The following is a 13083-nucleotide window of genomic DNA, read 5'->3' as shown; positions in this document are numbered from 1 at the left end:
CCGCCTTACTGGCCGGTCTTGATGGCGGTCCAGGCACGCACGCGTTCGCGCGTGGCCTGGGCGGGCAGGGTCACCGGATCGACCAGCTTGGCCATCACCTCGGGAGGCGGGTACACGCCCGGGTCGGCGGCGATTTCCGGGTCCACCAGTTCCATGGCCGCGGTATTCGGGCTGGCATAGGACACGTAGTCGACGATGCCGGCCGCGACTTCCGGCGTGAGCAGGTAGTCGATGAACGCGTGGGCGCTCTCCGCGTGCGGCGCGTCCATGGGGATCGCCATCAGGTCGACCCAGCGCACCGCGCCTTCCTTCGGGATGACGTAGGCGATCTCGATGCCGTTTTCCGCATCGACGGCCGTATCGCGGGCCTGGAAGACGTCACCCGAATAGCCCATCGCCAGGCAGATGTCGCCATTGGCCAGGTCGTCGATGTAACGCGAGGAGTTGAAGTAGCGGACATGGGGACGGATGCCCGCATAGACGTCGGTGACGACCTGGGTTTCGTCGCCTTCCAGCGCGTTGGGATTGCGTCCTTTCCAGATCAGCGCGGCGGCGAATGTTTCCTGTTCGTCGTCGAGCACGCCGATGCCGCACGCGGCAAGCTTCTCGGCATTGGCCGGGTCGAACAGCAGCGACCACGAGTCCAGCGGTGCGTCCTGGCCGAGGATTTCCTTGACCTTGCCGACGTTGATGCCCAGGCCGGTGGTGCCCCACATGTAGGGAACCGTGTGGGCATTGCCGGGGTCGACGTCCTGCAGTCCCGCCAGCAGGTCGGCGTCGATGTTGCCCAGATTGCCCAGCCGCGACTTGTCCAGCGGCGCGTAGACGCCGGCCTGGATATGCCTTTGGGCGAAGGGTCGCGCCGAGGGGAACACCACGTCATAACCCGACGCGCCGGCCATCAGCTTGGTTTCCAGCATCTCATTGCTGTCGTAGACGTCGTAGACGACGCGGATGCCGGTCCGAGACTCGAAGTTGGCCAGCGTGTCCTCGGCGATGTAGTCCGACCAGTTGTAGACGTACACCAGGCGCTCGCCGCCAGGGGTGTCGGCGTGGGCCGCCGGTGCGGCGTCGTCGCCCGCCTCCTGGCCTGGGCCGCAGGCGGCCAGCAGCAGGGCGGAGGCCACGAGGCCAAGGCGCAGGGACAGGGTCGACATGCTCGGCTCCGGGTGAACGGGGGTCCCCATGGTTATCCCGGCCCCTGAGGCTGTCAACGCGTCGGGGCGTGCCGGGCGGGCTTAGCCCGGGCCGGCCCAGTCGCTTGCCAGCAGGCCCATCAGCACGCTGTCCTGGATTTCGCCCGCCACCCGCCAGCGCTGGCGCAGGTAACCCTCGCGGCGAAAGCCCAGGGCTTCGAGGGTATTGAGCGAGCCTTGGTTGCGCGGGTCGACGTCGGCTTCGATCCGGCGCAGGCCCAGGCTCGAGAAAGCGTGGTCGAGCAGCACCGTCAGTGCTTCCCGGGCATACCGGCGGCCCCAGTGGTCGCGCGCCAGCGCGAAGCCCAGCTCGGCACGGCCCTGGGCGTGGTCGATGGCATACAGGGTGGTGGTGCCGATGAGCTGGTCGTCGCCGCGCAGTGCGATGCCCCACTGGAACAGGTCGCCCTGCTCGAAGCCGCGATGGATGGACTCGAGGTAGATCGAGGCCTCGTCGCGGTGTGGCCAGGCGACGTGGCTCCAGTAGCGCATCACGTCGGGGTCGGAGAACACGGAATAAAGACCGTCCAGGTCGCGCGGCTCGATCCAGCGAAGGGTCAGGCGCGGGGCCACCAGGGTCGGCAGCCGGTCCGGGGTGGACCGGGCGGGGCCGGGCGCGGGGCGTCGTCGGGCGGTGGGCATGTCGTGCAGGGCCATCGTCAGGGGGGGCGTTGTCGTCGGCGGGCTACCGGTTTAGAACGCATGACAGGGAGGATTCCGGACGCCGCTGCGCGCGGGCAACCCAGCGTTGCGCCGCCGGCACCTCGTGCCAGCCGCCGCAGCCCCCATAGTTGTAGCATCGCCTCGTCAAGAGGCCCCACCTGGAGTCGCCATGAGCCCGTCCATCCGCCCCGTCCTGCGCACCCTGCGCGGACAAGCCGCGTCCGATGGCGCCGGCGTGAAGCTCACGCGCGTCATCGGCAGCCCGCAGCTGCCTGATCTCGACCCCTTCCTGATGCTCGACGAGTTCGGCACCGACCGGCCCGAGGACTACCTGGCGGGTTTTCCCGAGCATCCGCACCGCGGATTTGAAACCGTCACCTACATGCTCGACGGCCGCATGCGCCACCGCGACAACCACGGCAACGAAGGCGTGCTGGTGCCCGGCAGCGTGCAGTGGATGACCGCGGGCCGCGGCATCGTGCATTCGGAGATGCCCGAACAGGAAGAAGGCCGCATGCGCGGTTTCCAGCTGTGGGTGAACCTGCCCGCGCGCGAGAAGATGACCGCCCCGAAGTACCAGGAGTACGGCCCGGAGCGTTTCCCGGAAGTTGACGCCGCACCGGGCGTGCGCGCGAAGGTGATCGCCGGCGACGTGGCCGGCGTGCGTGGCCCGATCGAGCAGCCCGCAACCCGCCCGACCTACCTGGACCTTCGCCTGGGTGCCGGTGACCGTTACCAGCACCTGTTGCCAGCGGGCCACACGGCCTTTGCCTATGTCTACGAGGGCAGCGCCCGCATCGGCGACGGCGAGGACGCGGCCACCGTGCAGGCGCGCGAGCTGGCCGTGCTGGGCGAAGGGGAGGCGGTCGTGCTGGAAGGCCGCGAGGCCGACACGCGCCTGATCCTGGTGGCCGGCCAGCCGCTGCGCGAACCGGTGGCGCGTTATGGCCCCTTCGTCATGAACACCCAGGCCGAATTGCGCCAGGCCTTCGAGGACTACCAGGCCGGACGTTTCTGAGGGTCAGCGCTCGGGCAGCTCGATGCGTTCGGTTTCACCGGGCACCTGGCCCATGCGGTCCTCGCGCCAGGCTTGTTTGGCCTGTTCGATGCGTTCGCGCGAGCTGGACACGAAGTTCCACCAGACGTGGCGGCGGCCGTCGAGCGGGTCGCCGCCCAGCAGCATCACCCGCGCGTCGCAGCTGGCCTTGAGCAAGGGTTCGCTGTCGGGGTCGAGCACGACCAGGTGTTCGAGCGGCACGGGTTCACCGTCGAGCGTGAGTTCGCCTTCCACGGCGTAGATCGCCCGTTCGGCATGATCGGCCGGCAGCACCAGCGTGGCATCGGCGGACAGGTCGATGGCCACGTAAAGCGTGCGCGCAAGCACCTGCACCGGAGACGTTTCGCCGAACGCATCGCCGGCGACCACGCGCATCCGGATCCCGGGCAATTCGACCACCGGCAGGGTGGCGGCGGGATGGTGGGCGAATGCCGGTGCGGCTTCTTCGTCCCCGCGCGGCAGCGCCACCCAGGTCTGCAGGCCATGCATGCGATGTTTTTGCCCGCGCAGTCGGTCGGGCGTGCGCTCGGAGTGCACGATGCCACGACCCGCGGTCATCCAGTTGACGTCGCCGGGCTGGATTTCCTGGGTCGATCCCAGGCTGTCGCGGTGCATGATCGCGCCTTCCCACAGGTAGGTGACCGTGGCCAGGCCGATGTGCGGATGCGGACGCACGTCCAGCGGCGTGTCCGGGCCCAGCTCGGCCGGCCCGATGTGGTCGAAGAATACGAAGGGACCGACGCTGCGGCAGCTGGCGTGCGGAATCAGGCGCTTGACCGTGAAACCACCGCCCAGGTCGTGCACGCGCGGGGGAACGAGCAGGGGCATGGCGGGCTCCTCAGTAGCGGCTGGTGATCACCCGGGCGCCACCGTCGGCGTCGAGCAGGACCAGGGTGTAACGATCGTATTCCGTTTCCGGCATGGCGTCCGCCGCCTGGCCCGACAGGGCCAGCACGATGTCCGGCACGGTGTTGCTGTGGCCGACCACCAGCACCGTGCTGCCGGCTGGCATGGCGCGCAGGTCGCTGGCCAGTTCGGCGGCGTAGCTGGCGGCATTGCCGGCGTTGATCTCGCGCACTTCAACCGCGATGCCCGCGGCCGCGGCCGCAGGTTCCGCGGTCTGGCGCGTGCGCCGGTACTGGGTGGTGATGGCCCGGTCCAGGCCGGCGCCTGCGAGCGTGGTCGACAGCGCCTGTGCGCGCGCTTCGCCGTCGCCGGCCAGCGACGGGTCGTGTTTGTCGTCGTCGTCCTTCTCGGCGTGCCGCACCACGACCACGGCGACGCTGTCGTTGGTATTGGAGGGGCCAGGCGCGGCGAGCGAGATCGAGAGCAGCAGCAGGGACATCAGTGACATGGCCGGTTCCTCGGGGGCAACGGGCCAAGTCTAGCCGCCCCGGCGCGGGCCGGCAGCGCCGGGATTCAGCCGTGGACCAGCAGGGCCAGCAGGCCGCGCGCGGTGCGCAGGCGGGAGCCGGCGTCGGGCAACTCCATCCGGATGCGCAGCTTGTCCGGGCCGTCCATCGAATACACCTTGGGCTGCGACTGGATCAGGCGGATCACCGACATCGGGTCGATGTTGGGCTGGGGCAGGAAGTGGCAGCGTCCACCCATGGGTCCGAGCTCCAGCTTGCGGATGCCAAGCGGCGTGGCGTCGAGCTTGAGTTCGGCGATCGCGAAAAGCTGCTTGGCCGGATCGGGCAGCAGGCCGAAGCGGTCGACCATCTCCACCTGCAATTCCTTCAGGGCGTCGGTGTCCCGGGCCGAGGCGATGCGCTTGTAGAGCGTGAGCCGGGCGTGCACGTCGGGCAGGTAGTCTTCCGGAATGAGCGCGGGCACGTGCAGTTCGACGTCGGCGCCGTGGCGCTGGGCCGGGTCGAGTTCGGGCAGCTTGCCGGACTTGATCGACTTCACCGCGCGCTCGAGCAGCTCCGTGTAGAGCGAGAAGCCGATCTCGGCCATCTGGCCACTCTGGTCCTCGCCCAGCAGCTCGCCGGCGCCGCGTATTTCCAGGTCGTGGGTGGCCAGGGTGAAGCCGGCGCCCAGTTCCTCGAGCGAGGCCAGGGCTTCCAGGCGCTTGCCGGCGTCGGAGGTCAGCGACTTCTTGTCCGGCACCACCAGGTAGGCATAGGCGCGGTGGTGGCTGCGGCCGACGCGGCCGCGCAGCTGGTGCAGCTGGGCAAGGCCGAAGCGGTCGGCGCGGTTGATGATGATGGTGTTGGCGCTGGGGATGTCGATGCCCGACTCGATGATGGTCGTGCACACCAGTACGTTGAAGCGCTGGCGGTGGAAATCGAGCATCACCTGCTCGAGCTCGCGTTCGGGCATCTGGCCATGGGCGATGCGCACGCGCGCCGCCGGCACCAGGTCGGCCAGGTCGCGCGCCATCTTCTCGATGCTGTCGACTTCGTTGTGCAGGAAATAGATCTGGCCACCACGCGCCAGTTCGCGCTGGAAGGCTTCGCGCAGCAGGTTGGCGTCCCAGGGGGTGATGACCGTCTGCACCGCCAGGCGGTGGGCCGGCGGCGTGGCGATGATGCTCAGTTCGCGCAACCCGCTCATGGCCATGTTCAGGGTGCGCGGGATCGGCGTGGCGGTGAGCGTGAGCAGGTGCACCTCGGCACGCAGCGCCTTCAGGGCTTCTTTCTGGCGCACGCCGAAGCGCTGCTCCTCGTCGACGATCACCAGTCCCAGGTCCTGGAACTTCACGTCCGGCTGCAGCAGGCGGTGGGTGCCGACGATCACGTCGATCTTGCCTTCGGCGAGCAGGGCCAGCGCCGCCTTTATCTCCTTGGCGGACTTGAAGCGGCTCAGCACTTCCACGCGGATCGGCCAGTCGGCGTAGCGGTCGCGGAAGTTGCGGTAGTGCTGTTCGGCCAGCAGCGTGGTCGGCACCAGCACGGCCACCTGCTTGCCGGCGACCGCGGCGACGAAGGCGGCGCGCACGGCGACCTCGGTCTTGCCGAAGCCGACGTCGCCGCAGACCACGCGATCCATTGGCTGGGTGTTGCCCAGGTCGGCGACCACGGCATCGATCGCGGCCAACTGGTCGGGCGTTTCCTCGAAGGGGAACGTGGCTGCGAATGGTTCGTACATCGAGCGGTCCAGCGGCAGCGCCAGGCCCTTGCGGGCCTGTCGGCGGGCCTGGATTTCCAGCAGTTCCGCGGCCACGTCGCGGACTTTTTCCGCGGCCTTGCGCTTGGCTTTCTCCCAGGCTTCGCCGCCAAGCGAATGCAGCGGGGCATGTTCGGGCGAGGCGCCGGAGTAGCGGCTGACCAGCTGCAGCTGCGACACCGGCACGTAGAGCTTGTCGCCCTTGGCGTATTCGATCTGCAGGAATTCGCTGGTGACGCCGCCGGTGTCGAGCGTCACCAGGCCCTGGTAGCGGCCGACGCCGTGGTCTTCATGCACGATCGGCGAGCCGACCTGGATCTCGCTCAGGTCGCGCAGCACCGCGTCCGGGTCGCGCACGGCCTTGCGGCGGCGGCGTGATTGTTCGGCGCGCTCCGGGAACAGCTGGCGTTCGGTCAGGACCACCAACGCCGGCTTGCTCAGCGCGAAACCGTCCTCGAGCGCCGCCGCGGTGATTGCGAAATCATGTTCGCTGGCGAGGAAGGCGGACCAGTCGGCGACCACCGCCGGACGCAGGTCGGCCGAGGCCAGCAGTTCAAGCAGGGCTTCGCGGCGACCGGCGGAGTCGGCGGCGAGCAGCACGCGGCCCGGGTAGGCGCGCAGGAAACCCAGCAGCGCACTGCCGGGCTCGCCGCCCTTCTGGCTCCATGGCAGGCTCGGGGCGGGTTGTTCGGGCAGGGCGACGGCCTTGCCGGCCTGCGCATGGGCCGGGTCGAGCACGTCGATGCGGCTGGCCTTGTTCCAGCGGGCGCGCAGTTCCTCGGGCGAGAGGTAGAGCTCGCCCGGAGGCAGGATCGGCCGCTCGAGGTCGTGCCGGCGCTGTTCCCAGCGGTCGCCGGTCTGTGCCCAGAACGCCTCCGCGGCCTCGGCGACGCCGTTGCCCAGCACCAGCAGGGTGTCGTCGGCCAGGTGCTCGAACAGGCTGGCGGTCTGCTCGAAGAACAGCGGCAGGTAATACTCGATGCCGGCCGGCGTGCCGCCTTCCTTCAGATCCTGGTAGAGCGGGCAGCGGCGCGGGTCGAAGTCGAAGCGTTCGCTCAGGCGCTCGCGCACGCGTTTCGTGCTGGCATCGTCTAGCGGGAATTCGCGCGCCGGCAGCAGGCGCACGCTGTCCACCGGGTGGTCGGAGCGCTGGGTGTCGGGGTCGAAGCTGCGCAGCGAGTCGATCTCGTCGTCGAACAGTTCGATGCGATAGGGCCGGTCGGCGCCCATCGGGTAGAGGTCGAGCAGGGCGCCGCGCACGGCGAAATCACCGGGGTCGAGTACCTGCGGCACGTTGCGGTAGCCGGCGGCTTCGAGCCGGCGTTTTTCCGCGTCCATGTCCAGGCGCTGGCCCTTGTGCAGGTCCAGCGTATTGCCGGCGATCCAGCTTGGCGGCGCCAGCCGCTGCATCAGCGAGGCCACCGGCACCACCAGCACGCCCTTGCGGGTGGTGGGCAGGCGGTAGAGCGCCGCGACGCGCTGGGAAACAATGTCCGGATGCGGGCTGAACAGGTCGTAGGGCAGGGTTTCCCAGTCCGCGAAATGCAGCACCGGGAGCGCGTCCGCGGCCTGGCCGGCGAACACGCGCAGGTCGTGTTCCAGGGCCTGGGCGGCGTGGCTGTCGCGGGTGACCGCCAGCACCAGGCCGTCGTGCTGGCGGGCGGCTTCGGCCAGGGCCAGGGCCTGCAGGCTGGCGCTGGTGGGGGCGCGCCAAAGGGCGCGCTGCTGGCCGGCCCGGGGGCGGGGCGCGCTTGGAAGGGAGTCTTGGGTCATCAGACCCGGGATTTTACCGGAGGTCGAGCGTGACGCGGACCTGGCCACCCGAACCCGGGATGTGTTCACGGCGGAAACCCACCGCCTGGGCCAGCGCCAGCATCGCGGCATTGTCCTCGAGCACGTCGCCCCAGAGCCGTTTGAGGCCGCGGGCCTGGGCCCATTCGACCACGCGCTTCATCAGCAGCTTGCCCAGGCCCTGGCCGGCCACGAAGCGCGAGACCAGGATGGCGAACTCGGCGCTGTCGGTGCCCGGGTCGAGGTCGACGCGGGCGACGGCACCGACCAGGGCCTCGCCGGGCGGCAGCGGTTCGGCGGCCACCACCACGTAGGACCGGTCGGGGTCAGGCCCCACCAGCTGGGCCAGGTAAACCGGCGCGAGGGCCTTCACCGGATGCAGGTAGCGCCGGCGTACTTCATCTTCGCTCAGCAGGTCGAAGGCGCCGGCGATCGGTCCGGCATCAAACGGATGCACCGGTCGCAGCCACAGTTCACGGCCATCGGGCAGGCGCACGGCTTCACAGCGCCCGGGGTCGGGCGCGGCGGCGGACTTCTTCCGGCGGCGCTTCTTTTCCACGGTGCCAAGTGTCCCCGCCTCGTGTTGCAGGCTTGCTCTAAACGCCGCGCCTGCCGTTCACGCCGGGTCCGGGTCGCCGCCGCCGAACTGCGCGAAGGTGACTGCGTGGCCGCCGGGTTCGCGATAGCCCACCTCGGTGGCGCCGTAGAAGGTGGTCCGGCGCGGCAGCAGGACGGTGAATCCCGCCAGCGCACGCTCTATGGCATTGATGTCGGCGACCTCGACGAACAGGTAGGCCCGCGCCGCCCGTGCCTCCTCGGCCTGCGCCGGCACGTCGTCGGCGATGGAGTCGTAGGTTTGCAGCATCACTTCCAGGCCGTGCCCGGCCAGGATGACGAATCCCAGCCGGTCGCCGTGCGGAACTTCCACCGTGCGAACCATGCCCACGGCCTCCCAGAAGGGCAGGCAGGGTTCGATGGTCTCGACTGGCAGGACGGCGGTGATGCGCTTGAGCTGAGGCTTCATCGCGGGCTCCCCGGGTCAGGTGCCCCCGATCATACGCGCAGGCACAATGGCCGGGACCAGGAGGTGGCGCATGGACCCCCGCGAACGTTTCCGCACCCATGTGGTGGAGAACCAGCCGCCGCCGCTCGCGCCCAGCGACCTGTGGCAGGACGACGTCGCCCTGCGCGAAGCCGTCGCGCGCGAAGGTGGCGGCTGGGCCGGCGATGGGCTCGCGGCCTACGGTGCATTGGCCGGCGGCGAACTGCAGGAGCTGGGCCGGCTGGCCAATGAGAACCGGCCGCGGTTGATGCCTTTCGATGCCCGCGGCGAGCGCATCGACCAGGTCGAGTTCCATCCGGCCTACCACCAGTTGATGCAAACGGCCGTCGAACACGGCGTGCCCGGCTTCGCCTGGCGCCATGCCGACCGTGCCGGCGCCCACGTCGCGCGCGCGGCGCTGATGTTCCTGCACAACCAGGCCGACCAGGGCAGCAGCTGTCCCCTGACCATGACCTACGCGAGCGTGCCGGCCCTGGCCCATTCCCCCGCGCTGGCCGACACGTGGCTGCCACGCATCCGCGCGGGCAGCTACGACCCCGCGCATCGTCCAGGCTGGGAAAAGCAGGGCGTCACCCTGGGCATGGGCATGACCGAAAAGCAGGGCGGATCGGACGTGCGCGCGAACACGACCCGGGCGACGCCGCTGCCCGGCAACGCGGACCTTTACAGCCTGGTCGGCCACAAGTGGTTCTTTTCCGCGCCCATGTGCGACGCCTTCCTGGTGCTGGCGCAGGCCCCCGGCGGCCTGAGCTGTTTCCTGCTGCCGCGTTTCGCGCCCGACGGCAGCCGCAACGCGGTGCAGCTGCAGCGCCTGAAGGACAAGCTCGGCGACTGGAGCAATGCCAGCGCCGAAGTCGAGTTCCAGGGCGCGCTGGCCTGGCGGGTCGGCGAGGAGGGCCGCGGCGTGGCGACCATCCTGCAGATGGTGGCGCTGACGCGGCTCGACTGCCTGCTCGGCTCGGCCAGCCTGATGCGCCAGGGGCTGGCGCGGGCGCTGCATTTCGCACGCCATCGCCGGACGTTTGGTGCGCGCCTGGTCGAGCACGGCTTGATGCGCAACGTGCTGGCCGACCTGGCGATGGAATCCGAGGCCGCCACGGCGCTCGCCTTCCGGGTGGCACGCGCCGTCGATGCCAGTGGTCGCGATCCGTCCGAAGCCGCCCTGGCCCGGCTGACCACCGCCCTTGGCAAGTACTGGGTGTGCAAGCGCACGCCGGCCTTCCTGGCCGAGGCCATCGAGTGCCTCGGTGGCGTCGGCTATGTCGAGGAAACCGGCATGCCGCGCCTGTACCGGCAGGCGCCACTGAATTCGATCTGGGAAGGCAGCGGCAACATCCAGTGTCTGGACGTTTTGCGTGCGCTGGGCCGCGAGCCGGCCTGCGCGCAGGCTTTTTTCGCCGAGCTCGCCGCGGCCCGGGGCGCCAGCGCGGCCCTGGACGCAGAAGCCGGTGCGCTTGAATTGATGCTGCGACAATCCGCCGACGAACTGCTGCCGCGGGCACGCGAGCTGGCCGGACGCATGGCGGTGGCGCTGCAGGCCAGCGTGCTGCTGCGCGGCGCGCCTGAACCGGTGGCACTGGCTTTTTGTGCCGCGCGCCTCGGGGCCGGCGGGGGCCATGTCTTTGGCAGCCTGCCGCGCCAGGACGGCTGGCAGGAACTGCTGTCGCGCGCCTTGCCCTGAGCGCGACGCCGCAGCGTCTTTGCAGCATGTTCATGTCGGCGCGGTTTAAATAGGCGGCCGACTCCCCCAGAGAAGGCGCAAGCGCCCATGAACCGAACCCTCCTCGTGCTGGCCTGCCTGGCCAGCCCCGCCGCGGCGTCCGCCGCGACCTGGCAGCCAAACGCCGAGTTAGGCATCGTCAACACCACCGGCAATTCCGAGACCACCAGCATCAACGGCCGTTTCGGGCTCAAGGCCGAGGAAGACCTCTGGCTGCACGACTACTACCTGGCTGCGCTGCGTTCGGAAAGCGACGGCGAGCTGACCGCCAATCGCTACGAGCTGGGCGCCAAGTCCGATCGCATGCTCACCGAGCGAAGCTACCTCGGCGCCGCCGGCCGCTACGAGAACGACGACTTTTCCCCTTACGCCTACCAGGCGACGCTGGCCCTGAACTACGGCGGCTGGCTGCTGCGGGAGGAAGGCCAGAGCTTCAAGATCGAAGGCGGCCCCGGTATCCGGCGGGCCGAACGCGCCGACACCGGCGACGTGGAGTCGGGCGCGCTGCTGCGCGGCTTTGCCGACTACCAGCACCAGATCACCGACAGCACGAAGTTCTTCAATACGACCCTGGTGGAAGCGACCAGTGACAACACCTTCGCGCAAAACGACATCGGCATCGCGGTCAGCATCAACAAGACGCTGGCGCTGAAGGTCGCGTTCCAGGCCCGCCACAACACCGACGTGCCGGTGGGCACCGAGCGCACCGACACGCTCAGCTCGGTGAACATCGTCTGGTCGCCGGCCGCGGACTAGCGGCCGTGCCGGCCGGATTGACCCCCGGCCGGCTCGCGGCCTAGCCTCGGTATCTTCTTTCCCGAGCAAGGCAGGCAGATGGCCGACAAGTCCCCGGCGGCAGGTTCCTTCATCGAGCGGCTGCCCGGCATGCTTGCCTATCCGGCGACCAAGGGCATGCTGGTGATGTTCGTTGGCCTGGCGCTTTTCCGCCTGCTGTCGAACCTGCCCAACATCATGGGCCTGCTGTTCGAACTGGCGTTCTGGATCATGGGCTTCAAGATGGCGGTCGAGGCGCTGACCAACACGGCCCATGGACGCTACGAGCCCCTGCACGGCGAGGACATGCTGGCCACCGACGGCGACGCCATCGAACAGATGGTGCTCGGCGTGCTGGTCGGGCTGGGGGTCACGCTGGTTGCGGTTTTCCTGGGCCTGCTGCCGACGGCGGGGGCACTGCTGGTCGTGTTCCTGTTCATGCCCGCGGCGGTGATGCTGCTGGCGGTCAACCACCACTACCTCAATGCCCTGAATCCGCTGGCCTGGTTCGAACTGATCAGCCGCCTTGGCGGCGCCTATTTCGGCGTGGTGCTGGTGTTCTCGATCCTCGGCCTGCTGTCCGAGGTGTTGCAGTGGGGCCTCCAGGCTGCGTTGGGCGGGCCCGGCCAGGTGCCCGGCAGCTTCATCGCGCTGTATGCGCTGGTGGCCAGCTACCACGTGCTGGGCGACGTGCTGTATCGCAACCACCAGGTCCTGGGCCTGGACATCACGCCGGCAGTGGCGCGTGCCACCTATGGCAATCCGATCGAGGATGAAACCATGGCCCGCGCCGGGGAGCTGGCCGCGCAGGGCAGCAACGCGGCCGCGGCGGAGCTGCTGGCCGGCCTGTTCCGCGGACGTGGTGCTTCCGATCCGGTGCATGAACGCTACCGGGAACTGCTGATCGCCGAAGGCGACCTCGAGCGCCTGGCCGCGCACGACGGCGAATACATTTCAAGCCTGGTGGTCACCGGCAAGGACAAGCGGGCACTGGCGGTCTACGCCGACACCGCCGATCGCGTGCCGGGTTTCACCCTGGCCCTGCCCGAGCATGTCGCACGACTGGTGGCGCTGGCGGCGCGCCTGGGGCAGGCGCAGCGCGCCGTGGCCCTGGCCCGGGATTTCGAGACGCGGTTTCCCGACAGCCCGGACCTGCCGCAGGTGGTGGTGACCGCCGCAAGCCTGCTTAGTGATCGCCTGGGCCGTGACGAGGAGGCCTGCGACCGGCTCAGGGCACTGTTGCGAACCCATCCCGAGCATCCCTTGGCTGAGCCGGCCCGGGCCCAGTTGAGGGCCCTGGAACAGGTGCTGGCGGCTTCGGCGGGTCGCACGGCAGGCTGACAGACCGGTTGCAAGTCAGGGAAATTCAATAAGTTAGGGAACATGACTTCCGGCCCATGGCGGGTGCGATTAGGTGTTGTAGATTACCAGCACACCAACTCACGAGGCCCTGGCCATGAATGCCCTGAACACCTTCTACCGCCTGTTCCCGACCCGCCCGGTCGCGTCCGTGCCGGTGACCCGGGCGTCCGCCGCCAAGCTGCTGCCGAGCGCCACCCCGGTGGCGATCGAGCTGGCCGAGGCCTTGCGCCCCGACCGCTACCGCCGCCGGGACTTTGGCACCGGCTATGGCCGCAGCAGCGGCTATGCGCAGGACCGCAGCTACGCCAGCGACTCCAGCCACCGCCTCGTGCGGGTTGGCTGAAGT

Annotated in this window: 12 protein-coding genes; 5 read left to right on the top strand and 7 right to left on the bottom strand. The window is 69.3% G+C overall.

Annotation, left to right across the window (positions count from 1 at the left end; translation table 11 throughout):
- Positions 1–5: 5 nt before the first annotated feature.
- Both ACYVJH_RS05165 and ACYVJH_RS05160 read right to left on the bottom strand, forming a co-directional pair.
- A complete protein-coding gene (locus ACYVJH_RS05165; RefSeq protein WP_460453569.1) occupies positions 6–1157 on the bottom strand; it encodes a polyamine ABC transporter substrate-binding protein in 1152 nt (383 codons plus the stop codon).
- 81 nt (positions 1158–1238) lie between these two features.
- Positions 1239–1838 carry a GNAT family N-acetyltransferase gene (locus ACYVJH_RS05160; protein ID WP_460453568.1) on the bottom strand — a complete coding sequence of 200 codons (600 nt, stop codon included), beginning with the start codon at positions 1836–1838 and terminating at the stop codon, positions 1239–1241.
- A 190-nt stretch (positions 1839–2028) separates the two neighbouring features.
- On the opposite strand from ACYVJH_RS05160, the gene ACYVJH_RS05155 reads away from it, so the two are divergent.
- Positions 2029–2877, top strand: a complete 849-nt coding sequence (locus tag ACYVJH_RS05155; RefSeq protein WP_460453567.1) for a pirin family protein — start codon at positions 2029–2031, stop codon at positions 2875–2877.
- A 3-nt stretch (positions 2878–2880) separates the two neighbouring features.
- Here the strand turns inward: ACYVJH_RS05155 and ACYVJH_RS05150 are convergent, their stop codons facing one another.
- The 5 genes from ACYVJH_RS05150 to ACYVJH_RS05130 form a co-directional block, all read right to left on the bottom strand.
- Entirely contained in the window at positions 2881–3744 is an 864-nt protein-coding gene (locus ACYVJH_RS05150; RefSeq protein WP_460453566.1) for a pirin family protein, read from the bottom strand.
- Positions 3745–3754: 10 nt separating this feature from the next.
- Complete coding sequence (locus ACYVJH_RS05145; protein WP_460453565.1) at positions 3755–4270, bottom strand: SixA phosphatase family protein; 516 nt, start codon at positions 4268–4270, stop codon at positions 3755–3757.
- A 65-nt stretch (positions 4271–4335) separates the two neighbouring features.
- Positions 4336–7800, bottom strand: coding sequence for a transcription-repair coupling factor (gene mfd / locus ACYVJH_RS05140; protein WP_460453564.1), 3465 nt, complete (start codon positions 7798–7800; stop codon positions 4336–4338).
- A gap of 13 nt (positions 7801–7813) precedes the next feature.
- The gene (locus tag ACYVJH_RS05135; RefSeq protein WP_460453563.1) at positions 7814–8377 is read right to left on the bottom strand and encodes a GNAT family N-acetyltransferase; all 564 of its coding nucleotides are present in this window, start codon (positions 8375–8377) and stop codon (positions 7814–7816) included.
- Positions 8378–8434: 57 nt separating this feature from the next.
- Positions 8435–8842: a VOC family protein gene (locus ACYVJH_RS05130; protein ID WP_460453562.1), complete on the bottom strand. Its 408-nt coding sequence runs from the start codon at positions 8840–8842 to the stop codon at positions 8435–8437.
- Between the two features lie 70 nt (positions 8843–8912).
- Between ACYVJH_RS05130 and ACYVJH_RS05125 the strand changes: the two genes are divergently transcribed.
- The 4 genes from ACYVJH_RS05125 (at position 8913) to ACYVJH_RS05110 (ending at position 13080) form a co-directional block, all read left to right on the top strand.
- Positions 8913–10562: an isovaleryl-CoA dehydrogenase gene (locus ACYVJH_RS05125; RefSeq protein ID WP_460453561.1), complete on the top strand. Its 1650-nt coding sequence runs from the start codon at positions 8913–8915 to the stop codon at positions 10560–10562.
- 87 nt (positions 10563–10649) lie between these two features.
- The gene (locus ACYVJH_RS05120; RefSeq protein ID WP_460453560.1) at positions 10650–11357 is read left to right on the top strand and encodes a DUF481 domain-containing protein; all 708 of its coding nucleotides are present in this window, start codon (positions 10650–10652) and stop codon (positions 11355–11357) included.
- Between the two features lie 78 nt (positions 11358–11435).
- The gene (locus tag ACYVJH_RS05115) at positions 11436–12716 is read left to right on the top strand and encodes a tetratricopeptide repeat protein (RefSeq protein ID WP_460453559.1); all 1281 of its coding nucleotides are present in this window, start codon (positions 11436–11438) and stop codon (positions 12714–12716) included.
- A gap of 115 nt (positions 12717–12831) precedes the next feature.
- Positions 12832–13080 (top strand): hypothetical protein, encoded by a 249-nt coding sequence (locus ACYVJH_RS05110; RefSeq protein ID WP_460453558.1) that lies wholly within the window; start codon positions 12832–12834, stop codon positions 13078–13080.
- Positions 13081–13083: the final 3 nt, after the last annotated feature.

The organism is Arenimonas aestuarii, assembly GCF_054781715.1.
Note: the sequence above shows the minus strand (reverse complement) of the source record. Positions and strands in the feature narration are given on the sequence as shown.

What these genes read in the sequence shown, in the direction of transcription:
- ACYVJH_RS05130 (WP_460453562.1), bottom strand. Translation starts at nt 8,842, where the DNA reads ATGAAGCCTCAGCTCAAGCGCATCACCGCCGTCCTGCCAGTCGAGACC.
- mfd (WP_460453564.1), bottom strand. Translation starts at nt 7,800, where the DNA reads ATGACCCAAGACTCCCTTCCAAGCGCGCCCCGCCCCCGGGCCGGCCAG.
- ACYVJH_RS05165 (WP_460453569.1), bottom strand. Translation starts at nt 1,157, where the DNA reads ATGTCGACCCTGTCCCTGCGCCTTGGCCTCGTGGCCTCCGCCCTGCTG.
- ACYVJH_RS05125 (WP_460453561.1), top strand. Translation starts at nt 8,913, where the DNA reads ATGGACCCCCGCGAACGTTTCCGCACCCATGTGGTGGAGAACCAGCCG.
- ACYVJH_RS05150 (WP_460453566.1), bottom strand. Translation starts at nt 3,744, where the DNA reads ATGCCCCTGCTCGTTCCCCCGCGCGTGCACGACCTGGGCGGTGGTTTC.
- ACYVJH_RS05120 (WP_460453560.1), top strand. Translation starts at nt 10,650, where the DNA reads ATGAACCGAACCCTCCTCGTGCTGGCCTGCCTGGCCAGCCCCGCCGCG.
- ACYVJH_RS05155 (WP_460453567.1), top strand. Translation starts at nt 2,029, where the DNA reads ATGAGCCCGTCCATCCGCCCCGTCCTGCGCACCCTGCGCGGACAAGCC.
- ACYVJH_RS05145 (WP_460453565.1), bottom strand. Translation starts at nt 4,270, where the DNA reads ATGTCACTGATGTCCCTGCTGCTGCTCTCGATCTCGCTCGCCGCGCCT.
- ACYVJH_RS05110 (WP_460453558.1), top strand. Translation starts at nt 12,832, where the DNA reads ATGAATGCCCTGAACACCTTCTACCGCCTGTTCCCGACCCGCCCGGTC.
- ACYVJH_RS05160 (WP_460453568.1), bottom strand. Translation starts at nt 1,838, where the DNA reads ATGCCCACCGCCCGACGACGCCCCGCGCCCGGCCCCGCCCGGTCCACC.
- ACYVJH_RS05115 (WP_460453559.1), top strand. Translation starts at nt 11,436, where the DNA reads ATGGCCGACAAGTCCCCGGCGGCAGGTTCCTTCATCGAGCGGCTGCCC.